Source organism: Tepidibacillus infernus, from assembly GCF_048898065.1.
In the GTDB taxonomy this organism is placed as follows: domain Bacteria; phylum Bacillota; class Bacilli; order Tepidibacillales; family Tepidibacillaceae; genus Tepidibacillus_B; species Tepidibacillus_B infernus.
Genome location: NZ_JBLWFI010000002.1, coordinates 226,565 through 251,642, shown reverse-complemented (window position 1 = coordinate 251,642; position 25,078 = coordinate 226,565). Strand labels below are relative to the sequence as shown.

The 25,078-nt window shown below is 35.3% G+C and carries 23 protein-coding genes and 1 rRNA gene; 7 read left to right on the top strand and 17 right to left on the bottom strand.

What is annotated here, in order from left to right; genetic code table 11:
* From TEPIDINF_RS13590 to TEPIDINF_RS13535, 12 genes are all read right to left on the bottom strand, one after another.
* Nucleotides 1–96 (bottom strand): 16S ribosomal RNA (locus tag TEPIDINF_RS13590); the annotation flags it as partial.
* 627 nt (nt 97–723) lie between these two features.
* Nucleotides 724–2,421 carry a glycosyl hydrolase family 18 protein gene (locus TEPIDINF_RS13585; protein ID WP_421692320.1) on the bottom strand — a complete coding sequence of 566 codons (1,698 nt, stop codon included), beginning with the start codon at nt 2,419–2,421 and terminating at the stop codon, nt 724–726.
* 87 nt (nt 2,422–2,508) lie between these two features.
* Nucleotides 2,509–2,937: a Fur family transcriptional regulator gene (locus tag TEPIDINF_RS13580; protein ID WP_421692333.1), complete on the bottom strand. Its 429-nt coding sequence runs from the start codon at nt 2,935–2,937 to the stop codon at nt 2,509–2,511.
* Between the two features lie 83 nt (nt 2,938–3,020).
* The gene (gene nth, locus TEPIDINF_RS13575) at nt 3,021–3,686 is read right to left on the bottom strand and encodes an endonuclease III (RefSeq protein ID WP_068722546.1); all 666 of its coding nucleotides are present in this window, start codon (nt 3,684–3,686) and stop codon (nt 3,021–3,023) included.
* 222 nt (nt 3,687–3,908) lie between these two features.
* On the bottom strand, nt 3,909–4,061 hold the full coding sequence (locus TEPIDINF_RS13570; RefSeq protein ID WP_181482291.1) for a hypothetical protein: 153 nt from the start codon (nt 4,059–4,061) through the stop codon (nt 3,909–3,911).
* 98 nt (nt 4,062–4,159) lie between these two features.
* Nucleotides 4,160–4,711, bottom strand: a complete 552-nt coding sequence (locus TEPIDINF_RS13565; protein WP_421692319.1) for a cob(I)yrinic acid a,c-diamide adenosyltransferase — start codon at nt 4,709–4,711, stop codon at nt 4,160–4,162.
* Nucleotides 4,712–4,742: 31 nt separating this feature from the next.
* Complete coding sequence (locus TEPIDINF_RS13560; protein ID WP_421692318.1) at nt 4,743–5,696, bottom strand: D-2-hydroxyacid dehydrogenase; 954 nt, start codon at nt 5,694–5,696, stop codon at nt 4,743–4,745.
* Nucleotides 5,697–5,836: 140 nt separating this feature from the next.
* Nucleotides 5,837–6,328 (bottom strand): thioredoxin-dependent thiol peroxidase, encoded by a 492-nt coding sequence (bcp, locus tag TEPIDINF_RS13555; RefSeq protein ID WP_069801087.1) that lies wholly within the window; start codon nt 6,326–6,328, stop codon nt 5,837–5,839.
* Nucleotides 6,329–6,396: 68 nt separating this feature from the next.
* Nucleotides 6,397–6,762 carry a DUF4363 family protein gene (locus TEPIDINF_RS13550; RefSeq protein WP_069801088.1) on the bottom strand — a complete coding sequence of 122 codons (366 nt, stop codon included), beginning with the start codon at nt 6,760–6,762 and terminating at the stop codon, nt 6,397–6,399.
* A 20-nt stretch (nt 6,763–6,782) separates the two neighbouring features.
* Nucleotides 6,783–7,508, bottom strand: a complete 726-nt coding sequence (locus tag TEPIDINF_RS13545; protein ID WP_421692317.1) for a YetF domain-containing protein — start codon at nt 7,506–7,508, stop codon at nt 6,783–6,785.
* A gap of 17 nt (nt 7,509–7,525) precedes the next feature.
* Nucleotides 7,526–8,335, bottom strand: a complete 810-nt coding sequence (locus TEPIDINF_RS13540) for a DUF421 domain-containing protein (RefSeq protein WP_421692316.1) — start codon at nt 8,333–8,335, stop codon at nt 7,526–7,528.
* A gap of 134 nt (nt 8,336–8,469) precedes the next feature.
* The gene (locus TEPIDINF_RS13535) at nt 8,470–9,855 is read right to left on the bottom strand and encodes a class II fumarate hydratase (RefSeq protein ID WP_421692315.1); all 1,386 of its coding nucleotides are present in this window, start codon (nt 9,853–9,855) and stop codon (nt 8,470–8,472) included.
* A gap of 257 nt (nt 9,856–10,112) precedes the next feature.
* On the opposite strand from TEPIDINF_RS13535, the gene TEPIDINF_RS13530 reads away from it, so the two are divergent.
* From TEPIDINF_RS13530 to TEPIDINF_RS13515, 4 genes are all read left to right on the top strand, one after another.
* Nucleotides 10,113–11,399: a glutamate-1-semialdehyde 2,1-aminomutase gene (locus tag TEPIDINF_RS13530; protein WP_421692314.1), complete on the top strand. Its 1,287-nt coding sequence runs from the start codon at nt 10,113–10,115 to the stop codon at nt 11,397–11,399.
* 292 nt (nt 11,400–11,691) lie between these two features.
* On the top strand, nt 11,692–16,134 hold the full coding sequence (locus TEPIDINF_RS13525; protein ID WP_421692332.1) for a glutamate synthase-related protein: 4,443 nt from the start codon (nt 11,692–11,694) through the stop codon (nt 16,132–16,134).
* A gap of 248 nt (nt 16,135–16,382) precedes the next feature.
* A complete protein-coding gene (locus TEPIDINF_RS13520) occupies nt 16,383–17,072 on the top strand; it encodes an AzlC family ABC transporter permease (protein WP_421692313.1) in 690 nt (229 codons plus the stop codon).
* Entirely contained in the window at nt 17,069–17,368 is a 300-nt protein-coding gene (locus tag TEPIDINF_RS13515) for an AzlD domain-containing protein (protein WP_068722525.1), read from the top strand. The genes TEPIDINF_RS13520 and TEPIDINF_RS13515 overlap by 4 nt, the downstream gene beginning before the upstream one ends.
* Here TEPIDINF_RS13515 and TEPIDINF_RS13510 read toward each other — a convergent pair.
* Both TEPIDINF_RS13510 and mutY read right to left on the bottom strand, forming a co-directional pair.
* Nucleotides 17,351–18,805, bottom strand: a complete 1,455-nt coding sequence (locus tag TEPIDINF_RS13510) for a PGAP1-like alpha/beta domain-containing protein (RefSeq protein ID WP_421692312.1) — start codon at nt 18,803–18,805, stop codon at nt 17,351–17,353. The genes TEPIDINF_RS13515 and TEPIDINF_RS13510 overlap by 18 nt on opposite strands.
* A 121-nt stretch (nt 18,806–18,926) precedes the next feature.
* Entirely contained in the window at nt 18,927–19,988 is a 1,062-nt protein-coding gene (gene mutY, locus TEPIDINF_RS13505; RefSeq protein ID WP_421692311.1) for an A/G-specific adenine glycosylase, read from the bottom strand.
* Between the two features lie 177 nt (nt 19,989–20,165).
* Here mutY and TEPIDINF_RS13500 point away from each other — a divergent pair, with 177 nt between their 5' ends.
* Both TEPIDINF_RS13500 and TEPIDINF_RS13495 read left to right on the top strand, forming a co-directional pair.
* Nucleotides 20,166–21,152, top strand: a complete 987-nt coding sequence (locus TEPIDINF_RS13500; RefSeq protein ID WP_421692310.1) for a metal-dependent hydrolase — start codon at nt 20,166–20,168, stop codon at nt 21,150–21,152.
* 221 nt (nt 21,153–21,373) lie between these two features.
* Complete coding sequence (locus TEPIDINF_RS13495; protein ID WP_069801096.1) at nt 21,374–21,934, top strand: hypothetical protein; 561 nt, start codon at nt 21,374–21,376, stop codon at nt 21,932–21,934.
* A gap of 85 nt (nt 21,935–22,019) precedes the next feature.
* Here the strand turns inward: TEPIDINF_RS13495 and TEPIDINF_RS13490 are convergent, their stop codons facing one another.
* Complete coding sequence (locus TEPIDINF_RS13490; protein WP_068722515.1) at nt 22,020–22,622, bottom strand: superoxide dismutase; 603 nt, start codon at nt 22,620–22,622, stop codon at nt 22,020–22,022.
* Nucleotides 22,623–22,908: 286 nt separating this feature from the next.
* Between TEPIDINF_RS13490 and TEPIDINF_RS13485 the strand changes: the two genes are divergently transcribed.
* Nucleotides 22,909–23,088, top strand: coding sequence for a hypothetical protein (locus tag TEPIDINF_RS13485; RefSeq protein ID WP_068722513.1), 180 nt, complete (start codon nt 22,909–22,911; stop codon nt 23,086–23,088).
* 94 nt (nt 23,089–23,182) lie between these two features.
* Here the strand turns inward: TEPIDINF_RS13485 and trhA are convergent, their stop codons facing one another.
* Together trhA and TEPIDINF_RS13475 are read right to left on the bottom strand one after the other, a co-directional pair.
* Nucleotides 23,183–23,833: a PAQR family membrane homeostasis protein TrhA gene (trhA, locus tag TEPIDINF_RS13480; protein ID WP_082732296.1), complete on the bottom strand. Its 651-nt coding sequence runs from the start codon at nt 23,831–23,833 to the stop codon at nt 23,183–23,185.
* Nucleotides 23,834–23,945: 112 nt separating this feature from the next.
* Nucleotides 23,946–24,803 (bottom strand): sugar diacid recognition domain-containing protein, encoded by an 858-nt coding sequence (locus TEPIDINF_RS13475; RefSeq protein ID WP_068722511.1) that lies wholly within the window; start codon nt 24,801–24,803, stop codon nt 23,946–23,948.
* Nucleotides 24,804–25,078: the final 275 nt, after the last annotated feature.

Sequence of the window (25,078 nt, the reverse complement as noted above, 5' to 3'; positions counted from 1 at the left end):
CCTCTGGCCTCTGATATCTGACACCTGTCATTCGACTTGCATGTATTAGGCACGCCGCCAGCGTTCGTCCTGAGCCAGGATCAAACTCTCCATAGAAACTTTTAATGTTTTAGCATTTAGAGTTTCTTGTCCTGTGATTCAGCTACAGAAGCATCTTCACGAGGGCATAAAAAGTTATCCTTAACTCTAATAAATTGATTAGGTCCACATTTCTGTGGTACGCTTGGCTTTTACACTGTTCAGTTTTCAAAGAGCAATTTTAGCGACAAAAATTAGTTTACCATAAAACATGCTCATTTGTCAATCATTCATTTTAAAAACTTTTTCATCACTTATCTCAAGTATTAAGCTTGTTAAAAGCGACGAAAATTATCTTAATATGAATCATTATTTTGTGTCAATACTTTTTTATAATTACTTGTGTGATTTAGATTACAATTTATTTTTAATCTTTTAAATCACTTAACAGCTTTTATAATTTATCATGGACATGGTTTTCTTGTCAATTGGTTTCAAAAAACTTTTTCGAAGTAAACACTATTGACATAGTTAAAAAATACTTTATAATAAAAAAGTACATTTCTTTTACTCTTCCTGAAATTTATATATTTCTTTGCCTCTCTTTATGAGAGGCCTTTTTTTAAATAAAGAAAAGTATAACTTTTCTTCCCCTTATCATTTGAGTTTGTATATTCCATAAGCAGTATACAAACTTATTTTATATTAAGATGGCTTTTTAATAAAATTTGAAAAAATTGGCCAAAACTCCTTTTCCTCAAATCCCCTTCTCCAGGCAGCTATTCCAGCCAATCTATACTTTTTCATTAGTTCAACACGTTTTTGCATAGAGAAATGATCTTCCAACCAAATCTTATAAGTGATAGAGCCTTCCTTTTTTTCAACATAATGCTGACCTGATCCAGAATCGTATTGAATTTCCACATTATTTTTTTTAATCCATTCTTTTGTTTGTTCCATTGTAAAAGTCTTTGATGTTACTTTTTTATTTCCTGTTTCATCAATCTCTTCTTTCCATAATCGTGTATAAAAAGGCACACCTAAAATCAATTTATCATTTGGTACCTCTTCAAGAATACCCTTAATTCCTTTCTCTACCCAAGGAATCGAAGCGACAGAACCAGCTTTTGGACTTGTTGCCCAATGTTCGTCATATGCCATCAACATTACATAGTCTACAATTTCCCCAATCTTTTTCCGATCATAAAACATAGACCAGTTTTCGCTTAATGATTTAACTGTAACATCTATAGATACTGTTCTTCCTTTTTCGTGCAATAAAGGGGTTAATTCTCTTAAGAATTGAACAAGCTCCTCTTTGTCCTTTAAATAAACATTCTCAAAATCTACATTAATTCCATCTAATTGATATAATTCCACATAACTTAATAACTGTTTGATTACTTTTATTCTTAACTTCGGGTCATTTAGCATACTATTCGTTAATTTAGCGTCAAAGCTGTTTGAAAATAATCCCCAGACCTGATAGCCTTTTTTATGCGCCCATTCTACATATTTTTTATCTGCTACGTTTTTTACTAGACCATCTTTTTGCAAATGAAACCATGTTGGCGATACAACTTGTAACCCAGACAAATTACCTATAGATTCTGGATTAACCGTCTTATTGCTTGCATACTCCCATGTTAATAAAATAGGACTTCCAATCGGATTCCATGGTTGGTATATTTCTTTTTTTATTTCATTTGTTAAGATCGATGTTAACTGAACGAATCTTTTATCTACATACCCCATAAGTCCATTTTTTGTTTCTATCCAGTACGAACCCTGTTCTTCTTTTATAATATTAATCTCTTCCCCTTGTTCAATTTCTGAAATCCAAGGAGATCTTAAGGTGGGCTCTTTACGAAGTTTCGTTGTTTCTAAAACTATAGCTTGTTGAATAGGTTTCTTTAAATCGTGAATATTAATTATAGAGTGATCTAATTGAACAATTTGTAAATCATAATATTGTTGAATGGGGTCAATTGGTAGATAAATCTCTCCATTTTCCTCTATTAGTGGATAAGTAAAGTTATAAGGATCTAGGTTTAGCAAACCTTCTTTTTTGCCTAGAGGAAAATGAAAAACATTTTTATTTGTAGTAACGATTGCTATTTTCTCTTTTTGATCCCATTGAAGGGTTGGATCAATCTGTTCTTGAATAAAACGAATGGGTAAATAAAGTTGGTTATCCTTATAAAGAGCCTGTCCATCCATTAGATTACCCATATAATAAATTTGTATTTTGCCACTTTGGTTTAATTCTGCTTTTTCAAAGCTAGGTATAAAATAAACAAAGGCTAATGAACTCATTAAAAAGATAAGAACTGCTGTTATCTTTAAACTTCTAGCAAATAAATTAGGTGCCTTTTTATTCGTCTGAATCAATACCTTATCCATTCGTTACCTCCTATCCCTTCTCCTATCATAACAGTGATTTTAAAAACGTGGGATAGAAAATGCCAAAAACATCCCAAAGGATGTTTTTTATTTTTGGCATTCAACGCACAAACCATGTAACTCAACGCAATGTGAATCGATTTTAAATCCTGTGGCTTTTGCTGCAATTTCTTCAATATCAGTAATACAAGGATAAGTAAAATCTTCGATATGTCCGCAATTTTTACAAATAATGTGATAATGTTCTGACACATTTGCTTCAAAACGACTAGAGTCATCTCCAAAAGGAAGTTCCCTAATCAACCCTGACTCTTTAAATACCCGCAAGTTATTATAGACTGTAGCAACACTCATATTAGGAAATTTCTTTTCTAAGGTTTTGTAAATTTCATCAGCAGTTGGATGTGACATTGTTTGACATAAATAGGATAGTATTGCATGTCTTTGCGGTGTCATACGAATTCCTTGACTTTTTAAATGATCTAGGGCTTCTTTTAGGCTTGTATTTGGCATCATCATTCTCCTCTCATTAAAATTGAATTTTTTGTGAAATTTATCACATGATATTCGAATAAATTTTAAAAAAGTAATGTAATTTATTATCTATTTGTATTTTGTTTACCATATTTACAATAGGGAAGAACTAGACAAAAATTGCATTTAGGATTCCTCGCTGTACATACTCTTCTTCCATGCCATATTAACCAATGATGAGCATCGGACCATAATTTTTTGGGTATGCGTTTCATTAGCTGTTGTTCAGTCTCTAAAACTTTATCACTTTGAGCTAAGCCAATCCGATTAGACACTCTAAACACATGGGTATCCACCGCAATTGCGGGAATACCAAAAGCATTGCTTAAAACAACATTTGCCGTCTTCCTCCCTACTCCTGGAAGAGATTCTAAGATTTCCCGATCTTTTGGCACCTCCCCATTATATTTTTCAAATAGCATCCGACAAGTCTCAAGTATATTTTTTGCCTTCGTTTTATATAAACCGATTTCTTTGATGTCTTCCTCTAATTGTTTTTGTGTTAAATGAAGAAAATCCTCAGGTTTTTTATATTTTTTAAATAAATGTGGTGTAATTTGGTTTACTTTCTTATCTGTTGCCTGAGCTGATAGCATTGTGGCAATTAGCAGTTCAAAAGGATTGCTAAACAATAATTCACATTTGGCTTCTGGATATAAATTCGCTAAGGTTTCTAAAATTTTTTCGGTCGGTACACGGTTTGGCAATTTAACATCATTTAAATTTTTCATAATCCACCTATTTCTATTAAAAAGTATATCATGTCATTTAAGAATTTTTGTCATTTAAAAACGTCTAAATAATGAAAAATATTCAGCCTTTATGACTGAATATGTTTTTTTTATCATAAAATGTAATTGTTATATTGTAAAGATGCTAATGTTACTTTCTTTATTAAAAAATAAAAGAGCACAGGATTTCCTGCACTCTTCTTATATGTTCTTTAGTTCTAATTATTTTGTTCCTTGGTCATCCTTATTGTAAGTATTTTGAGTAAAGGATTGTGCTGGAGCTTCTTGTTGAGCGTTTTGAGCTACACTTTGTTGAGCTGCATTTTGTAATGCACTTTGTTGAGCAGATTTTTGTTGTTTTTGTTGTTTTGGCATAATCTTTTCCCTCCTTTCCTTTTACAAGAATTAGTATTACCTCTAACCAAAAGACCATTCCTAATTTTAGGTGGAAAATGGAGGGAACTAAGAAAATACTAGTACTGAATTGGAGTAAAATGATTTTCCTTCTTTCCTGATTTCATATTTATCCAGCGGGCTGCAACAAATAGAAAATCTGAACATCGATTTAAATAAGCAAGAGTTTCTTTTTTTATCTGTGGTATAGAGATGGCATTTCTCTCCGCTCTTCTGATCATGGTTCTCGCCAAATGAAGTGTCGCCCCTGCTTCACTTCCACCAGGTAAAATAAATTGTTGTAATGGAGGGAGTTCTTGATCTAACTTGTCAATATATTGTTCGAGCCTTTCAATTTGTTTAGTATATAATGGCCAATATACTTTTTCACCAACCGGTGTTGAGAGTTCGGCACCCACATGGAAAAGGTCGTGTTGAACGTTTAATAGCATATTTTTTAACAATTCCAATTCATTATTCTGGTCGATTTTAGCTAATGCTAATCCAATCATGGAGTTGGCCTCATCTACTGTGCCATAAGCTTCTACCATCGATTCGTTTTTTTTCACCCTTTTCCCACCTGTTAAAGATGTATATCCCTGATCTCCAGTTTTCGTATAGATTTTAGCCACAAAGACCACCTCTTTTTCATATTCATAAAGCCTAGTATCCCTTACTTAATTCAACCCTATTTAGCATTTGATCTATTTTTTTGTCTAAATATTGATCTAAATTATACACGAAGGTCTCTAACGCTCTTTCCATATATTTAGGAGATCTGCCAGATAAATGAGGTGTAATGATACAATTTTGTAGTGACCAAAAAGGATGTTCAGATGGCAAAGGTTCTTCAGAAAAAACATCTAAGACAGCCCCGGCAATCTGATTACTTTTAAGTGCATCTACTAAAGCTTCCTCGTCCACTACTTCACCACGAGCAATATTAATTAAGTATGCGGTATTTTTCATCGCTTGCAATTCTTCTTTACCGATGAGATGATAAGTTTTGTCTGTTAAAGGAACAATAACGACAACATAATCACTTTCAGCCAATAATTCTTTTAATTGTGATGGTCTATATACTTTTTCGACATGGTCGACAGGTCTTCCATCGGTATTCATCCCAATTACATGCATATCAAATGCTTTAGCCTTTTCCACGATTCCCTGACCAATTGATCCTAAACCAACCACACCTAAAGTAGTTCCGTTTACTTCAGCTACGCGAATGGTACGATCCCAATGATGAGCTAGTTGGTTTTTATAAATCTCATTTGTCTTTCTAGCTAACTGCAAAATAACGCCCATGGTATACTCTGACATTGGTTTATAATGGATGCCTTTGGCATTTGTAACTAAAATGTTCTTTTCCATTAACTTAGCAAATGGCATTTTGTTTATACCTGCACTAATCACTTGGATCCACTTTAAATCTTTACTTTGTTCTATGACTTCAGCTGTCAAGTCCTCACCATATGTAATCAAAACGTCTGCTGTTTTTAACTCTTCCTCCGCCCCCGCTATATCATCGAAAAAGAAGAATTGAACCATTGGGTACTTTGTTTTTAAATTTAGTTGGTGTTTTTCACTCATTTTCGCTGACGATACGATTTTCATTCTCCGCCACCTCTTATTCAAATAGTATACATAATTATATATTTCTAGTTGAACATTGATTTTTCCTGTCTTTCAAAGTCTATTTTTGAGGTAGAAAACGCAAAAAAAGTCACCCCTAAGGATGACTTTATAGCATTCTATTATGATTGTAAGGACTTGATAAATTCAAGTGCAGCTTCAACATGCCCTTTCACTTTTACTTTTCTAAATGCTTTTAATAAATTCCCTTCTTTATCAATGATAAAAGTGGAGCGATCGATTCCCATATATTCACGTCCATAATTTTTCTTTAATACCCATGCTCCATATTTTTCTGCAACTTGATGATCTTCATCTGAAAGTAATAAGAAAGGTAATTGATATTTTTCAATAAATTTAGCATGTGATTTTAGTGGATCTGGACTAACACCTAATATGACCACATTCAAATTGCTAAATTCGTCATGACTGTCTCTAAAATCACAGGCTTCTGTTGTGCAACCTGGTGTATTATCTTTTGGATAAAAATATAGAACAATAAATTTCCCCTTAAAGTCTTTAAGACTTACTTCTTCTCCATTACTAGCTGGTAGAGTAAAATCTGGAGCCTTTTCTCCAATTGTTAATATTTCCTCTGCTTTTGCCAAAATCATCTACTCCTTTCACCTATAGTCATTGTAACAATGTCTTTTTTTAAAATCAATTATTAAGGTGAGGCATCCTATTTCCCTAGATCATCCCAGATTATTTTTAATCGTTCAATCGTGGTGATCAGCGTTTTTTGATCTTTTGCCTTTATAGCCCCCTTCATTGTCGCCATTTCGTTTTCCACTTCCTCTAAGAAATCTCGCTCTACACTAAATTGAATTCTGTTTTTTACTTTTTCCCAGGCTTTAAACCCTTGTTTTAATTCTTGATCAGCTTCTTTCCATTTACCTTCATCTACCAATTTTTCAACTTTGTTGATTTGCCCTATTACATCGTCTTGTTTGGTTAATGACTTCTTTAAAAAAACTCCACTACCCATCATTGCAACAAAGATTAGAAGTATCAGAGATACAACTACAAAAATAACCCATTTTTTCATTTGAGACCTCCTAATATGTTTTAATATGGCCCCTTAAAATCCCCGATTTCCATTGATTGGATTATATCGGGAAATTTGTCTATATATAATTGTTCATTTGGTAAGATTACAGCAAAACTCACTTGTGAAAAATCATCAATTCCTTGTGCTTGCAACTGTTGTTGTAACCATTCTCTCGTTTTTTTTCTGTTCTGAAGATTTTGTTCAATGATTTTCCCGTCTAAAATAACTTCTGTCATAAGCTGATTTGGAGGAACAATGATTTGTAAATCCTTTCTAGTCACAGGTTCATATTCAGCCTTTTTAAGCACTGTCAATTTACCGTCAGGTTCTAATAAAGCAAATTCTACCTGTGTAATATCAAAAATATCTCTATCTCGTAACTGCGATAACAGTTCATCGTAACGATACCTTAAATTTTTGAGATTTTGTTCTAAAATTTTACCATGCTGAATAAGAATAGTAGGTTGGTCATCTACCACTTTGGCCATCCATCGGTGTTTAATCGCTAAACGCTGTAATAACCAAACTAAAACAACCCAAGTGGCAAGTCCAAGCCATTGGGGTAATGGTTTTATTGAGAGGTCTATACTTAGGGATGAAGCCGCTGATCCTATGGTAATTCCCGCCACATATTCAAATGCGGTAAGTTGACCCACTTGTTGCTTACCTAATAGTCTGGTAAATATCAATAGGGTGGTAAATGCGATGACTGAACGAACAATTGTTACAATCGATTCATCCATTTTAAAACGACTCCTTCTCACTGCGGTTTAATATAGTCATCTACGATCCCTAAATCTTGATCTTCTGGCTCTTTTTTTTGCACCTGCATCGTATCCTCATAAATATGGGTGAACATTCGTTGTTGGTCTTGTGGTATGTTTCCTTGGTTTGTATCATCATTCTGATCAATGATTAGATTGTTCTTTTCATCTAACACAGCTAGAGAAATCGTTTTAATCATTTCTTCGCTATATCCTTGCAAAGATAATCTTGTAAAAAGTTGTTCCGGTGATAGGTTTATTTTAGCCAAATTATCATATTGGATGACACCGTCGATGATTAATGGCACAGGCAAACCCTCATATCCGGGCACATAGGAAATATCATTAGGTGTTAATGGCCTTTTGGATGAATTAGGAATGACACTCATTTTCCCCGTCTCTTCCAAAATAGCAAATTCCACATCTTTTACATGACTAAATCCTTTGTAACGAAGTTCTGCTAACATTTCCGTTAACGTGATTTTGGCCTTATTTAAACCTTGTTCATCAATATTCCCATGTCTTACAAGAACAATGGGCTCTTCCTTTAATTTCCTGCCCCATTTATTTGACCGTAAGAGATAGGAATAGATTGCAGCTGTTGCAGTAATAATTCCTGCTGGAATAATCAGCTCTGCAAAATGATCTGTACGAATTGGTTCAGATAGGATATGGGTAAGCATAATCAGTAAAAAAATTTGAAAAGTTGGCATCTCACTGAAACTTCTTTTGAATACAACTTTCAATACAAAAAAGCCAATGGCAATCATAGTGATACTAAGGCCAGCAAGTCTAAGCCATTCCATCTATCTATTCCCCCTTTTTCTTTATCTATAATAGATTTCGCTATTTTCACTCTGCTTATACAAACACAACAAAACCCACAAAAGTGACATCTTCCTTCGAAGCATATTCCGATTACTTTTGTGGGCTTGTTTTTCTATACCATTTTGTTAACATCTAAATATTGAGCAATTTGCTCATCTGTTAGAATCCCTTCATCCTTTACAACTTCTCTTACTGTTTTACTAGTTGCATAAGCTTTTTTGGCTACTTCTGCTGCTTTATCATAACCTATCGCCGGATTAAGGGCAGTGGCTAAAGCTAAACTTTGTTCCATTAGTTCCGCACAGCGTTTGGGATTCGCTTGAATTCCTTTTACCGAACGATCATTAAAGGCTTTGATTCCGTTGCTCAGAATTTGAATGGAATGTAATAAATTATAAGCAATCACAGGCATCATCACATTTAATTCTAATTGAGACGCTTGACCAGCAGAGGTAATGGTTGCATCATTGCCGATCACTTGACTTCCGATCATATTCATCATCTCAGCCATTACAGGATTTACTTTTCCGGGCATGATCGATGAACCTGGTTGCACTGCTGGGAGTGTGATTTCAGCTAATCCTGTTCTTGGACCAGAACTAAGGAGGCGAAGATCACTTGCAATTTTGATTAAATGAACGGCTAAATTCTTTAACGCCCCACTTAATTTGATTGCACCCTGCGTATTTTGCATAAACATGAAGCGATCTTCAGGTGTTCTAAAAGGTAAACCTGTTAATTTTGCTACCTGGTTAATGGCTAACTCGGCATAGTTAGGATGAGTATTAATTCCAGTACCTACTGCATTTCCTCCTAAACCGATCTGATAAAGTAAATCTGAACTCTCCACAATGGTTTTCTTTGCTTCAACTAACGTCATTTGATAACCATAAAATTCTTGACCTAATCTCATTGGAACAGCGTCCTGTAAATGAGTTCGCCCTGATTTGATGATAGAGTAAAAATCTTTTCCTTTTTGATTTAAGGTTTCAATAATCTCATCGAGAATGGGTAGTAGATCATGTTGTACTCCTTCTGCTGCTGAAATGTTGATCGCTACGTGAATTGTATCATTTGTCGATTGGGCCATATTAACATGGTCATTGGGATGAATGATTGATGTATCCCCTTTTTCCCCGCCAAGCAATTCAATTGCCCTATTGGCTATCACTTCGTTAGCATTCATATTTTGTGAAGTTCCTGCACCAGCTTGGTAAACATCTACAACAAATTGATGATCCCATTTCCCATCGATCACTTCTTGTGCAGCCAGCATAATTGCTTCTGCCTTCTTTTGTTCCAAAGCCCCAACTTTAGCATTGGCATATGCTGCTGAATATTTAATAATACCTTGAGCCCGGATAAATCTTCTAGGTAAATGTAGTCCGCTAATCGGAAAATTCTCAACTGCTCTTTGGGTTTGCGCTCCATAATAAGCATCTTTTGGGACTTTTACTTCTCCTAATGAATCTCTCTGAATTCGATATTCGCCTTCCATCTGTTTTGCCTCCTTACTGTTCACCCTTCTATTTTCTTTTTTTCCTTTACTCTTCCTTTGTATTTCTTTTTTATGCCGTTACCCTATCATTTGAATCTTATCTATTTATGAAAACGTTTTTTTTATCATATCAAATTTTTTCAAGAAGATTTGAAGCAAAGTTTTTTTCTGACACTTCCATTCACAAGTATTTTCTATGCTAAAATGTTAATATGGAGAAAATGGATATAAATAGAAATCGTAATAGGGGGAAAGAAATGACTAGAGTAAATTCCGAAAGCTTATACGTGCAGGCACTAGAAGTGATTGTAGGTGGAGTGAATAGCCCTTCTCGCTCTTACAAAGCGGTAGGTGGTGGCACACCAACATTTTTTGAAAAAGCAAAAGGCCCTTATATGTGGGATGTTGATGGAAAGCGGTATATTGATTATTTGGCAGCTTATGGTCCCTTAATATTAGGACATGGGCATCCCAAGTTAATAGAAGCCATTACGGCTGCAGCAACTGAGGGTACCCTATACGGCACTTCAACTCCTTGGGAGGTTAAGTTTGCGAAAATGATTCGCGAAGCCATACCTTCTATGGAAAAAATTCGATTTGTTAACTCTGGTACAGAAGCAGTGATGACCACCATTCGAGTAGCCAGAGCTTATACAGGAAGGACAAAAATCTTAAAATTTGAAGGATGTTATCATGGACATTCAGATTTAGTCCTTGTCGCCGCAGGGTCAGGTCCTGCCACACTTGGTATCCCAGATAGTGCAGGAATTCCACAAAGCATCGCTAGTGATGTGATTACAGTTCCCTTTAACCAGCTAGAGCCATTAAAAGAAGCATTGGAAAAATGGGGAGAAGAAATCGCTGCAGTCTTGGTTGAGCCGATTGTAGGGAATTTTGGTATTGTCATGCCAAAGCCAGGTTTTCTAGAATCAGTGAATGAACTTACCCACCAATATGGCGCATTAGTCATTTATGATGAAGTTATTACTGCCTTTCGCTTTATCTATGGCGGGGCACAAAATCTCTTAAATGTGATTCCGGACATGACAGCACTTGGAAAAATTATTGGTGGTGGTTTACCAATTGGCGCGTATGGTGGTAAAAAGGAGATTATGGAACAAGTAGCTCCTTTAGGTCCTGCCTATCAAGCAGGAACAATGGCTGGAAACCCTGCATCGATACGAGCAGGAATCGCTACGCTTGAAGTCCTTTCTGATCAAAGTCTGTATGAACAAATGGATCTGCTGGGTAAACAATTAGAGGAAGGGATCACCCATTTAGCAGAAAAATATGGACACGAAATCACCATTAATCGTTTAGGTGGCGGATTTACAGTTTTCTTTGGTTCCCATCCAGTTGTAGATTATAGAGGAACTCAACAAACTGATACAGAAAAATTCGCAAGGTTCTTTAAGCTTTTATTAAAAGAAGGAATTTTAATTGCCCCTTCAAAATATGAAGCGTGGTTCTTAACGATTTCCCATACCAAAAAAGAGATTGAGGATACGTTGACAGCAATTGACCGTGTTTTTTCAAAACTATAGAAGCTCTTTCTTAAGGCAAGTTAACATGTATAATTTTTGCATAAATGAGATGGCTGTTTTAAAAAAGCCGTCTCATTTATATTTAGCGATACCAAAGTTTATCGAATAGATTTTAAACGCTTACAATTGAATAAAAGCGCTTACATACGAATAAATAAGCACAAATCCTATTGTATACTCATAAAATACATGATATGATTTAATAAATTTTTAGAATAATATTATATTTGAACGTTCAAATATGACATTTTAAAATATAAATAGGAGGTGTATGGTCAGTTTGACCGATAAGATGAAATGGATCGATGAACATGATAGTTGTGGCATTGTTGCAGTCATCGAGAAGAATGGTCTTCCCACGAACGATAATCTTCATAAAACAATTGATGTTTTAAATAAACTAGAACACCGTTCCGGATTTATTAATGGAGAAGGAGATGGAACCGGTTTACTAACAGATATACCAAGAAAACTTTGGGCTGAGAAATTATCTTCTAAACAATTATCACCCCAGCTAGCTTATGAGCCTAAATTTGTAGTCGGCCATATTTTTATTGATTCCACGGCTGATTCCTATTCAACTATTCAAGAAAAAATTAGAAAACAATTTGCAGAATATCAAATTGAAATCTTATTAGAGGAAGAAAAGCAGGTTGACAATAGTCAATTAGGCCCTAACGGAAAACAACGTGAACCTCTCTTTTGGCAGATCGCCTGTATATCAAATGTTCCAGTAGAGGAAATACAAAATCAGTTATTTTCTCTGTTAATCGAGATTGAAAAAGATCGAAAAGTCCATGTAGCATCATTAAGTAACCACTCTGTTGTATATAAAGTGATGGGCACTGCAAAAGTATTAAATCACTATTTTTTTGATCTAAATAGCCCATTATTTGAAACCCGAGTTTCGATTGGCCATAATCGCTACTCCACCAACACCTTGTCCCACTTTTTTCGCGTACAACCCTTCTCTTTACTTGGACACAATGGTGAAATTAATACAATTCAACGCTTAAGAGATGAAGCGACGATGTTAAATATTCCACTTGTACATGAAGGTAGCGATTCACAAGATTTAAATCGTCTGATTGAAGGCTTAATGGTCCGTCATCAATTCTCTTTATTCACTGTAATGGAACTTGTTTTCCCTCCTATTTACAATGAGATTTGGAGAATTGATACCAACCTAAAAGATTTATATGCTTTTTTAAGACATTTATGGGGACCCTTTTCCCAGGGACCAGCAGGTATTGTTTCTAGATATGAAAATCAATGCGTCTTTAGCGTAGATGCGCTTGGACTTCGTCCACTCTGGCAAGTGGAAACAGAAGATACCCTTTATTTTTCTTCAGAACAAGGGATCGTTACATCAAAGCAAATGATAAGTGAACCTAAGTCTTTTGCACCTGGAGAAAAGGTTGGGATTCTTCTTCAAGAAAATCAGCCGATTATACGATTAGACCATCAACAAATACAGCAATTGGTTTTAAAAGAAGTATACACTCGTTATCCTATTAAAGATTACCAAAAAAAGTTAAATCCACCCCACTTTCCTAAAACCAGTTCATTTTATCCTGAATTTAAAGAAATCCCCAATTCTGTCTACGCTGGTTTTGGTTGGGAAAAGGAACATATTGATTTGGCTGAACAAATGGCCACTACTGGTAAAGAACCGATTCGATCTCTTGGATATGATGGCCCCTTGGCTATTTTATCGAAAGAACGCGTCAATCTAGCAGACTTTTTAAAAGAAACAGTTGCTGTAGTTACCAATCCTGCCATCGATCGTGAACGAGAAATTGAACATTTCTCTACCAGAATGATTTTAGGGGGAAGAGAAACTTTTAGTCCCCATGAAGTAGGAGATATTTCCTTTGAGATTAAAACACCGATTCTTTTAGAAGGAGAAATAGCGCAAAATATCGTTTCAGACCTTGGAACAACGTCTTTAGAGCAAACCATTGCCTATTTTATGCAAGAAGCAAAAGAGTTCGTTGCGATCCTTTCATTAACCTTCAATCCTGATCAATCGATAAAAGAACGATTAGAACAACTAAATCAGGATGCTATACATGCTGTGAAAAACGGGGCTAGGGTGATTATTTTAGATGACCAAGAGCTCTTCAATGGTTTTAAACAATTATGGCTAGATCCCCACTTAGCGATTGCCTCTATCGATATGGCTTTAAAGAATGAATACATGGAAGGGGAAAACCTTAGGAGAAAGGTAAGCATTATTCTTCGTTCCGGGGCAATTCGTCATTTGCATGACATTGTCACTGCAATTGGTTTGGGAGCTGATGCCATCTCTCCTTACCTATTATTTGCTACTGTTTCACAAAAGCAAAAAGAAGATTCAATCAAAAACCTTTTTGATGCACTCAATAAAGGAATCGAAAAGGTGATCTCCACCTTGGGGATTCATGAGCTTAGAGGCTATCAACGATTATTTTCATCAATCGGATTCCATCAAGAAATTGCAGACATTTTAAATATCCCTAATTTCTATGGAAATAAAAAAGCTGGCTATTCTTTTTCTCATTTAGAAGAGGATGCTAAAAAACGAGCTGATGATTTTAATCATCAAACTCAACCATTACGAAATTACCGTTTAACCACTCGGATTTGGAAGGCGATTAGTCAGGTGGCATCTGGAGCTGACTCATATCAGATTTACCAAGAAAAACTTCGTGATCAAGAATCTGAAAACCCGATTGCACTTCGCCATATCCTTGATTTTAAGGATGGGTTCGAGCCAATTCCAACTGACGAAGTCCATATTGGTATAGGGCAACACGATTATCCTTTTGTCATTAGCTCTATGTCCTTTGGCTCTCAAAACGAAATTGCTTTCCGAGCCTATGCTGAAGCTGCTTATCAACTTAATATGATGAGCTTAAACGGTGAAGGCGGCGAAATTAAGGATATGTTAGGTATGTACCCAGAACACCGAGGGATGCAGATCGCATCAGGACGTTTTGGGGTCAACATTGAATTGATCAACTCCTCCCATTGGATTGAAATAAAAATTGGGCAAGGAGCAAAGCCTGGTGAAGGGGGCCATTTACCGGGGAGTAAAGTTTCTCACAAGGTAGCTGCCGCTAGAAATGCGACTCCTTACGCTGATTTGATTTCTCCTTCTAACAATCATGATATCTATTCTATTGAAGATTTAGCTCAAATCATATCGGAATTAAAAACAGGAAATCGTTTAGCAAAAATTATTGTCAAAGTCCCTGTTGTTCCTAATATCGGGACGATTGCTGTAGGAATAGCAAAAGCTGGTGCAGATGTTATTTCTTTAAGCGGCTATGACGGGGGAACAGGCGCTGCACGTGTGCATGCAATCCAGCATGTTGGTTTACCAATTGAAATAGGCGTGAAAGAAGCTCATCTTTCCCTAATCGATTCAGGATTAAGATCAAATGTAGAGATATGGGCTGATGGGGGCGTCCGCAGTGGTAAAGATGTGGTAAAGCTCGTTCTTCTAGGAGCAAATCGCATTGGGTTTGGTACTTTGGCCATGATTGCAATTGGCTGTACGAGTTGTAGAGGATGTCATTTAGATACTTGTCATGTAGGCATCGCGACACAAATAGAAAACATCGAAGAAGCAAATCAAAGAGGATTGAAACGTTTTGTACCTAGACAATTTGAACAATCTGTAGAAAATTTAAAACGTTTATTTACTGCAATCGGAGAAGAGGTTAAAGAATTAACGGGTCAACTTGGAAGTAAATCATTACAAGATTTAGTAGGAAGATCTGATTTATTGTTCCAGACGAAATATTTAGATCTGCTAGATTTAAAACCATTACTTGTTCCGGCAACGGTTCATAAGCAAGTGGTCAAAATAAAACAAGCAGCACAACCACTTTCACTAGCAGTTGGTGCAGAGGAAATAAATGTTCAATCATCTTTTGAGGCCAATGCATATGTAGATACGATCGTGAATAGCACAAACCGGATGCTGGGTACTAATCTATCCGGTAATCGGGTTCGATCTTATCTAGATGGGAGCTATCGTTCTCATCCACCCGTTCAACTCACTTTGAAAAAAGGTTCTATTCCTGGTAATGGATTAGCTGCCTATCTTGCCGATGGCATAAAAATCGAATTGCAAGGTGGAGGGCAGGATGGGTTAGGAAAGACAGCCTATGGTGGAAAAGTGAGTATTATGAAGACACCAAATAAAGATGGCGTCTATCTCAATGGTTCTGTAGGTAAAGGATTCTGCTATGGTGCGCAAAAAGGATTGTTTATGATTCAAGGAAATGCTGATTCCAGGGCAGGAATTCGTTTATCAGGTGCAGATATGATTATTGGTGGAGAGATTACTTCTCCCCTTCAGGATCATCTTGGAGGAATTGGAGAGAGAGCAAATATTAAAGGCTTCGCCTTTGAATATATGACAAATGGCCGGGCAGTGGTATTAGGAGATCCGGGTCCCTGGATCTGTTCAGGAATGACTGGCGGAACAATCTACCAACGACTTGTGCCAGAATTTGGGCTCGATATTGATGCGATAAAACGTCGAATTGCAAAAGGAGCCAAAGTAGAGATTCTTCCGTTAGATGAAAAAGGTAAAGCTGATTTAACTGAATTACTTCATCTATATATTCAAGAATTACTTAAATCAGGTCAAAAGGAAACAGGAAGCCGACTCTTGCTTCTACTAAATGATTTAGACTCACACTTTGTAAGAATCGTCCCTGCAAACTCTCTTCACCATTAACCCACAAAAGTAAAAAAAGGTTTGTATATTCCATCGCGCTCCGTCATCCGTGCCCTTCTATGAATAAAGATTACGGAGAGAAGGGCACTTCTGAAGGTCGCAGCTTATGGAATATACAAACCCTTAAATGACTAATGGAAGAAAGTTATACTTTCTTAATCTTAAAAAAAAACCAGGTCATCGCCTGGTTTTTTTATGCTATAATATGTTCAATATTTTGCTTATATGAGGAAAGGTAGGTTTATACAGTGGGAGAACTGAGATTAGGAATCAAAGATGGTTTGCCCATTGCCATTGGCTATTTACCTATTGCTTTAACTTTTGGTATCTTATCAATTCAAGCAGGATTGAATCCTTTTGAAGCAACAGGAATGTCCATTTGGGTATTTGCAGGAGCAAGCCAATTTATTGCAATCAATTTACTTCAATCCCATGCTCAAATACTTGAAATCGTTTTAACCACGTTTATTCTTAATTTGCGGCATCTTCTGATGAGTACATCTTTATCTAGAAAGTTACAGGCAACACCTATGATCAGCAGTTTATTATCCTTTGGTATCACTGATGAAACGTTTGTTGTTGCAAGTATGAGCGAAGAGAAATTCAATATTGGAGGAAAATATTTTTTAGGATTAGCCGCCACAGCATATGTTGGTTGGGTAGTAGGAACTTTTATTGGTAGCCTATTTTCTCAAATGATTCCAGCTTCTTTAACAGCGGGTATGGGTATTGCTCTTTATGTGATGTTTATTGGCTTATTGGTTCCCTCTATGAAAAAATCATGGCAAATCACTTTTATTGCCATCTTTAGTGGTTTAATAAACTGGATCATCTCTATGGTATTTACTTCACTTTCAAGTGGCTGGACGATTATCATTGCCACATTAATAGCAACTACGGTAGGTGCGTTTCTACCTCAAGAGGAGGAAATCATATGAATACTTGGATATTAATCTTTGCCATGTTCATTGTTACTTACTTACCAAGAATGTTTCCTATGTTATTTAAACAATTTCAATTTCCTAATTGGTTAAATCGTTGGTTAAAGTTTGTTCCTTATGCTGTCTTAGGTGCTTTAATTTTCCCTGGAATTATGGAGGCTAACCCTTCACATCCTACTTATGGATTAATAGCTGGTATTATTGGGGCGATTATTGCTTGGTTCTATTCAAATCTAATTTTAGTCGTGATTAGTAGTTTAATGGTGATGTTATTTTTACAATTTATATTTTGAATGGACAAATGATTTCACATAGTCTCGCTCTATTTTTTCTCCGTATTTGGTCTTCATAGAGAGATGAACTCTTAGGTTTGCGATTGATTTAACATTGGGTAAACGCCACTCAGCATTAATCATTGAATGGTTGATCCTTGGTGTTAATTGGTTTTGGCCTCCATTGATATGAATCATAAGCGAATCCTTTTGCCAATAATCTGGAGGTTGAAATTGAATTTGTAGAGTTGATACCGAATCACATAGATTTTCCTGTCTTATATGGATTGCTTCATGTTGAAAAGAATCAAGAGAAACCATGATAAAAAAGGCTTCCCGCCTATTTCCTTTGATATGAATCTGATACGCTCCTGATTTAGGGTTTGACAATGAAAATTGATATAAATAAGCTCCATCAAACAAATCATCCATTTGAATACCTTCACTTCTCATCCTTATTTTTTGTTGATTCGGCATCACTAATTCAATTTCAACTTGTGCTGAGCTACTTAATCCTTGAATATCTATTCCTTTTTCATACTTTGGTACATAAAATTGAAAGGTTTCTTGATTTCCTCTTAATTGTCCACCATGTAATAGTAATGGATAAAGGATCCATTCCTGCTTTCTTTGCTCCAACTGAATGGGGTTTATTTTTTTGTGTGTATTCACAATTCTATCTATAAAAGGAAATATATTTTTACCTAGCCGTATATTGTCATGATTCCAATGGCCACTGATATGTGTTGAATAGGGTAGACCGGCATCTTTAACAAGTACAACTCCATCATTTGCCCCATATTGACTTAAATATTTTCCACTCCAATGCAAATAGGATGAAAGATGATTTGTTGCATCAACACCATAGATGGTGTAATAAGCTATTGGTTTTTTTTTTGCCATGACATCTATCTTTTCTCTCATTTTCTGCATATAACCTGTCTGCATTTGATACGTTCCCAAATCGTTATAGGCTAATAATTTAGCTAAATGTCTCCCTTTATCGCTAAAAGCCAAATCTGCTAAAGGACTTCCATAATGGGGAGTTCCTAATGTGATTAAACGGTCTACATATTCATAGCTCTGATAAAAAATTAGGGCTGTCTGGGCGTCAACTCCTCCTTTACTATGGCCGATAATATTTATTTTTTTATTGCCAAAAAAATGATAGATTTCTTTGATCCTTTGACTGAGAATTTTTCCATTTTCCCATATGCTTTCCTGACCAGTATTCAGGTCTACAAAAGCAGTTGGATAGCCTGCCCTTTTAGCTAATTGATACATGTCATTATGACCCGATTGATTTGTATTTTTAAACCACTTTTTTGAACTGCTATGTAAGCCATGGACAAAAAGTAGAGGCGGTTTCTCAGTCTCTTCTTCGGGTAAACCTACATACCAATTTCCAATTCGTCTAAAAGGATTTCTTGAAACTAAAACAGGATAGGATTGACTCATATTTATCACCCCATTTCTACACTATTCTATGACTTTCTTGAAATGAAGGTTTCACAATATTTTCAATAAATATTCCTTTATAAAGGAATGTGTTACCAATATGATTGAGGGGCAGCACCTTTTATTCAATGATTTTTCGAATAACATTATGATAAGCTTTAGGAAAACTTAGCTTATGAAGCTCCGCTTTTTTGAACAAAACCCACTGTTTAGGCCAATTTGAATCATGCTCAAGCTGCTCAATACCTATCCTATAGACCATCATATTCCAATGAAGATGAGTAAAAGTATGTTGCACATTCATCCAAGCTTGGTCTAATTTCAAATGAAAGCCATACATCTGATCAATCATCTCTTCCCATTCATTTTTCGTTAATGGGTCTTGGCTTTCTAAGGAGGGTACCTCCCACATTTTTGCTAATAAACCTTTATCAGGTCTTTTTACTAAAAATACTTCTTGTTCGGTCTCAATGACAAGACTTAAACGATGAATTGCTTTAATGGCTTTTTTTGTTGCCTTAACCGGTAAGTCCTCATGATCCCCTTCTTTTCTTCCTTCACATAAGTCCATCATTGGACAAATTAAACATTGTGGAGATTTTGGCGTACAAACAAGGGCTCCCAATTCCATTAAAGCTTGGTTAAATGAACCTGCTTCCTCCTCAGGAATAAGTTGAAGGACTAGGTTTTCGATTTTCAATCTTGTCTTTGCCTTGGTAATATCATCATACAAATGGAAAATACGGGAAATAACTCGCATCACATTCCCATCAACTGCTGGTTCTTTTTTACCATAAGCAATGCTTAAAATCGCACCAGCTGTGTAAGGGCCAATTCCAGGCAAATGAAGGATTTCTGTCTTTTGGTTAGGAACGATTCCATTATATTTTGCTTGAACTTCCTTTACACCTTTTAGCAGGTTACGTGCTCGTGAATAATAGCCTAACCCTTCCCATACTTTTAATACTTGTTCTTCCTCTGCATTAGCTAGATGTTCAAGTGTAGGAAATTGATTGATAAAGTTTTGATAATAAGGGATCACAGTATCTACTCTGGTCTGTTGCAGCATAATTTCTGAAACCCATATGTAATACGGATTTTGGTCCCTTCGCCAAGGTAAATCCCTTTTCGTTTCATGGTACCACTCTAATAGTTTCTTTTGAAAAAGATCTTTGTCTACCAAATCTAGTTTCTCTCTCCTTCATGTTGTCTTTGATCCACTGGATTAAAAAGCTATTTCTCGTCTATAATAGATTCTACAACACAGCCCACAAAAGTGACGACTTCCTTCGAAGCTTATTCCGAATACTTTTGTGGGGTACCATTATAACAATGAAAAGAAATCCGGAGGAGAAAAAACATGGATACAGGAACCCATTTTATTATTGGCATCAGTTTAGCAGGTCTGGCCCATGTCGATCCAGTTGTTTCTCAAGAACCACTTTTGGCACAAGTTATTCTTCTTGGAACAGTGATTGGATCACAAGCCCCAGATTTTGATGGAATTACGAGAATGCTCGGTGGAACCGCTAATTATATCAAAAACCATCGTGGGATTACCCACTCATTGCCGGCTTTTTTTGTCTGGCCAACTTTAATTTCATTTTTTCTCCTCATCTTTTATCCAACGATCCCATTTTCACATCTATGGTTATGGATCTTTATCTCTGTCTTTTTACATGTCTTTTTAGATCTGTTTAATCCTTATGGAACACAGGCATTACGACCGTTCAGTCAAAAATGGATAGCCTTAAATACAATCAATATATTTGATCCATTTATTTTTGTTAGTCATATTGTTGGTATTTTAATTTGGAGTTTTGAATGGTTAGATCCAAAAATTCTTTTTTCGCTTCTTTATCTTTTGACAATCATTTATCTCGTATGGAGACTATGTTTTCATCATAACCTTATCTCTACGCTACGCCAAGACTATAAGGTAACGGGTAAAATTACCATTCTTCCAACAATCCAATGGACGACATGGAATGTAATTGAAGAAAATGATGAAACTTATCGTATCGGGGTTATCCGTAACGACCAATTGGAATGGATAGATGAAAAAAAGAAGTTCAAAGATCATCAAAGTATTATCATGGCTAAACAAGACAAAAAAATTGAAGTGTTTTTATCCTTAACAGATTACGCATACCCAATGTGGAAGAAGACCTCTTTTGGGTATGAGGTAAGATTTATTGATTTACGTTATCGTTTTAAAAACCATTATCCTTTTATCGGTATTGTCTTATTAAATGAAGAAATGCAAATCATCGATTCTTATATAGGTTGGGTCTATAATCAGGAACATTTAACAAAAAAAATCCATTCATTATTAAACCAAAGTTAACATAACTATTATTATTTAACTAAAGCGTTACTATATTATATCTTTAAAATACTGATATTATTAAAATTTTCTATATTTTGCAACTTAATATAACTTTACATAACATTATTGAAACTATTTGGTATTTATTGTAACATAAAACTTGTTGCAAAATAATTTTATAAAGATCATTGTTTTGCAATCATAACAAATCACGAAGGGATATGAGGAGGCTTTTACAAGTGAACAAAAGTAAATGGTTTATTTTAATGATCGTATCACTCATCACAATTATGTCTATTTCCCTAGTAGGATGTTCATCTGCATCAAAAGAAGAACCAGAAAACAAAGCTGGGCAAACGGCTGAAACACCACAAGACCTTGAAAAGGAAAAAACAAATGTTCAATCTGCAATTCTTATAGCGGAAAACAAATTAACCCTTATTTTCGAAGATTTTACACCAGAGGGTTCTGATACAAGTTATTTAGTTGCTAAATCAAGATATAAAACACTTGATGATGTAAAAAAGTTTTTAAGTCAATATTATACTGAAAATGGCGCAAACGAAGCAGTAAGTAACTATGTTAAAATGGAAGATGTTCTAACATTAGGACAAGTTCCTACTTTACAATTACCTGAAGACTATTTTATTCTTTCAAGTCACACTTTAACTGAACAAGATACGTTTACAGTTGAGGGCGATCAAGCCACTTTAACCGTTACTGATAATGGTAAAACTATCACTTATACAGTAAAAAAAGTAGATGACAAATGGTTATTAGATAATAAAACAATAAAATAAGTATAAAAGCCTCGCATACGCACGAGGCTTTTACCATTTATACATAAAGACCGTATATGATTAAAATATACCCTTTTCCCTATCATTATTTTGCGCGAGCTTCTTCAAAACGTCTGCTTACATCTGCCCAGTTAATAATATTCCACAACGCATCAACAAATGCCGCACGCTTATTTTGATATTTTAAATAGTATGCGTGTTCCCAAACATCCATCACTAATACAGGAATAACTCCCCAAATCGTCAAATCTTGATGCTTTTCAGCTTGAAGGATAACTAATTGTTCTGAGGTACGATCCCAACCTAAGATTCCCCAACCAGAACCTTCAACTGCAACCGTTGCAGCAGCCATTTGCTTTTTAAATGCTTCAAAACTACCAAAGTCTTGTTGAATTTGTTCTGCAAGTGCACCTGTTGGTTCTCCTCCGCCATTTGGTGTTAAATTCGTCCAGAAAATGCTGTGTAAATAATGGCCTGACCCATGAAAAGCAGCTTCTCTTTCCCAATGTTTAATTAAAGCAAAGTCACCTGTTTGGCGAGCTTCTGCTAATTTTTCTAATGCTTTATTTAGCCCATCTACATATCCTTTGTGGTGAATATCATGGTGTAGTCGTACAGTTTGCTCATCATAATGAGGTTCTAAAGCATTGTAATCATAAGGTAATGCAGGTAATTCATGTTTTTTCATTTTAATTCCTCCTTTTAAATAAACAAGTATGTAGAATTTGCTCTACCTCTTAATTTCTCCTAAACTTCTTAAACTATCCAATTATTTTGCCATAACTTACCTCTGGTATTATTATGCAATAATTATTAAATAAAGTCAACAAAAAAGTATAATAAGTTTTTTAGTATATAAATATTGAAAATAATATAGTCCCAATTTTTTTAAAATTTTAAATAGTTAGTTGAATTTACATGTTTAAACATATACAATAAAAGTGAGAAATTATCTTAGAAAAGGAGGAATTATCATGTGGGTAGTATATAAAGATGTGTACAAAAATAAAAAAGGCGATAAATTGATAAGCAGGGATATTATCCAAGGATTTAATACGAAGGAACACGCGGAAGAATTATTAGAGAAACTACTCAACGAAAATATAATTGAAAATGTTGATTATACGATTGATCAGGTAAATACGATCCTTTAGTAAACCCTATTTTTTATGTATGCTCGTGCTGTGTATGCTGTATATGAAAAACCCCACCTTTAAGATGGGGTTTAATTTTGAAGATTTTTATATTCTATAGAGGGATAATATAAAATAACATCATAAAAAAGTGAACGACACTTCCTATTACGACGAAGATATGGAAAATCTCATGAAATCCAAATCGATTCGGGAAAAAATCTAGCCATTTGGTTGCATAAATAATAGCTCCAATCGTATAAGCTACCCCGCCAACAAACATAAGTACCATTGCTCCTGTTGGAAGCTGGCCAATCAATTGAAATAAGGGAACTAAGGCAATCCAGCCTAAAGAAACATAAAAAGCTGTAGATACATAACGAGGAAGGTGGATAAACCATATTTTTAGTATGATACCGATAATAGCGAGTACCCATACTGAAATAAGCATTGCCCACTTCCATTTCCCTTCTAAGCCGAAATAAAAGACTGGAGTGTAAGATCCGGCAATTAAAATATAGATCGCTACATGATCTAATTTTTTTAATACCAACTCTTTTTTAGGTGTTGTTTTAATCCAATGATACAAAGAACTTGCACCATAAAGCAAAATTACACTTATCCCGTAAATAGTCATGATGACAAGTTTTGAAAGATTATCCCTAGATAGGATGACTAAAAAGACTAGTCCAACAATGGCCGCAATAAAGGAAACGAAATGGGTCCAAGTGTTTACAGGTTCCTTCATCTTTAAAATATTTTTCAACTAGCTTACCTCTTTTCTCCCTTAAATGATTAAACTATAAAATTAATCATACCCAATTTTTGAATAAAAAACAAATTAAAAAGACCCAATCATCGATTGAGTCTATCATTATTCACTCTTGCACTAAGTTTTCCATCATATCCTCTACTTCTTCAACATATTTTGCTAGTTCTTGAAGGGCAATCGATTGTTCCTTTGCCTTATTTTCATTTACCTGTACCTGTTGAAGAATATTAGCAAAGGCCTGATGAACAAGCACTAAAATCTCTTGAACTTGTTTTACAGATTCTTCACTATTACTTGCAAGTTTTCGTATTTCATTGGCCACGATTGTAAATCCTCTGCCTGCTTCTCCAGCTCGTGCTGCTTCAATTGCCGCATTAAGGCCAATCAATTTACTTTGCGAGGCGATATCCTTAATTAATTTCAAAGCGGTGGTTACTTCTTTTACTTGATCCCCTGCATTGATTACTTCGGCTGAAGTAGATTTGCTTGTAACAGCAAAATCTTCGGAACTAGCAGCTAATTCTTCAATCGTGGCAGCCATATTTTGTAATTGGCCATAGACATTTTCTGCAGCTTTTTGCTGTTTTATTTGATGTTCATTATTCTTTATCCATAAGATTACTGTACGAACGGCAACGCGAACGATCGGTTTCATCATCTGTGGATCACCAGTCATTCCGATGACCCCAATCCGTTTCCCTTGATATTCAATTGGTAGATTGCATCCTGCACGAACACCTTCTAACTTTGCAGCTTCTTCCTCTGTTACCAACGCTTCATTGATCATTCCTAACATGATTTGTCTTGCACTTTCATGAATGGTGCCAATACGTTCTGGTCTTGTAGATGAGATAATCACTCCACCTTCTCCCATTACATTCACATGTTGGCCTGTTTCCTCATGAAGGATTTGGACAATCTCATCATAAAATCCCTCTTGTACACTCATGATGTCATTACTCACTTTACATTCATCCTCTCCAATATTATCCATAACTGCTTAGATTATATATGAAAGGGGAAACATTTTCACTCTACATGTTAACTAAAAAAAGAGGCCATAAGTACCATATTTTTCGTACATACACATAAATTTAGGGCGAATTTACTATTTTTAATTCTTAAGCATTGTTCTCATTTATTTTACAAAAGTATTTTTTTCATTGAAATTTCTTGAATAATTTAATTTACTAAAGGATATTTTTTGTGTAAAATGAATGAATAAATATAAAAGTATAA

Excerpts from the sequence above, each read along its gene's own strand:
- TEPIDINF_RS13585 (WP_421692320.1), bottom strand. The coding sequence starts at position 2,421 with ATGGATAAGGTATTGATTCAGACGAATAAAAAGGCACCTAATTTATTT.
- TEPIDINF_RS13580 (WP_421692333.1), bottom strand. The coding sequence starts at position 2,937 with ATGATGCCAAATACAAGCCTAAAAGAAGCCCTAGATCATTTAAAAAGT.
- nth (WP_068722546.1), bottom strand. The coding sequence starts at position 3,686 with ATGAAAAATTTAAATGATGTTAAATTGCCAAACCGTGTACCGACCGAA.
- TEPIDINF_RS13570 (WP_181482291.1), bottom strand. The coding sequence starts at position 4,061 with ATGCCAAAACAACAAAAACAACAAAAATCTGCTCAACAAAGTGCATTA.
- TEPIDINF_RS13560 (WP_421692318.1), bottom strand. The coding sequence starts at position 5,696 with ATGAAAATCGTATCGTCAGCGAAAATGAGTGAAAAACACCAACTAAAT.
- bcp (WP_069801087.1), bottom strand. The coding sequence starts at position 6,328 with ATGATTTTGGCAAAAGCAGAGGAAATATTAACAATTGGAGAAAAGGCT.
- TEPIDINF_RS13550 (WP_069801088.1), bottom strand. The coding sequence starts at position 6,762 with ATGAAAAAATGGGTTATTTTTGTAGTTGTATCTCTGATACTTCTAATC.
- TEPIDINF_RS13545 (WP_421692317.1), bottom strand. The coding sequence starts at position 7,508 with ATGGATGAATCGATTGTAACAATTGTTCGTTCAGTCATCGCATTTACC.
- TEPIDINF_RS13540 (WP_421692316.1), bottom strand. The coding sequence starts at position 8,335 with ATGGAATGGCTTAGACTTGCTGGCCTTAGTATCACTATGATTGCCATT.
- TEPIDINF_RS13535 (WP_421692315.1), bottom strand. The coding sequence starts at position 9,855 with ATGGAAGGCGAATATCGAATTCAGAGAGATTCATTAGGAGAAGTAAAA.
- TEPIDINF_RS13530 (WP_421692314.1), top strand. The coding sequence starts at position 10,113 with ATGACTAGAGTAAATTCCGAAAGCTTATACGTGCAGGCACTAGAAGTG.
- TEPIDINF_RS13525 (WP_421692332.1), top strand. The coding sequence starts at position 11,692 with ATGAAATGGATCGATGAACATGATAGTTGTGGCATTGTTGCAGTCATC.
- TEPIDINF_RS13515 (WP_068722525.1), top strand. The coding sequence starts at position 17,069 with ATGAATACTTGGATATTAATCTTTGCCATGTTCATTGTTACTTACTTA.
- TEPIDINF_RS13510 (WP_421692312.1), bottom strand. The coding sequence starts at position 18,805 with ATGAGTCAATCCTATCCTGTTTTAGTTTCAAGAAATCCTTTTAGACGA.
- TEPIDINF_RS13500 (WP_421692310.1), top strand. The coding sequence starts at position 20,166 with ATGGATACAGGAACCCATTTTATTATTGGCATCAGTTTAGCAGGTCTG.
- TEPIDINF_RS13490 (WP_068722515.1), bottom strand. The coding sequence starts at position 22,622 with ATGAAAAAACATGAATTACCTGCATTACCTTATGATTACAATGCTTTA.
- TEPIDINF_RS13485 (WP_068722513.1), top strand. The coding sequence starts at position 22,909 with ATGTGGGTAGTATATAAAGATGTGTACAAAAATAAAAAAGGCGATAAA.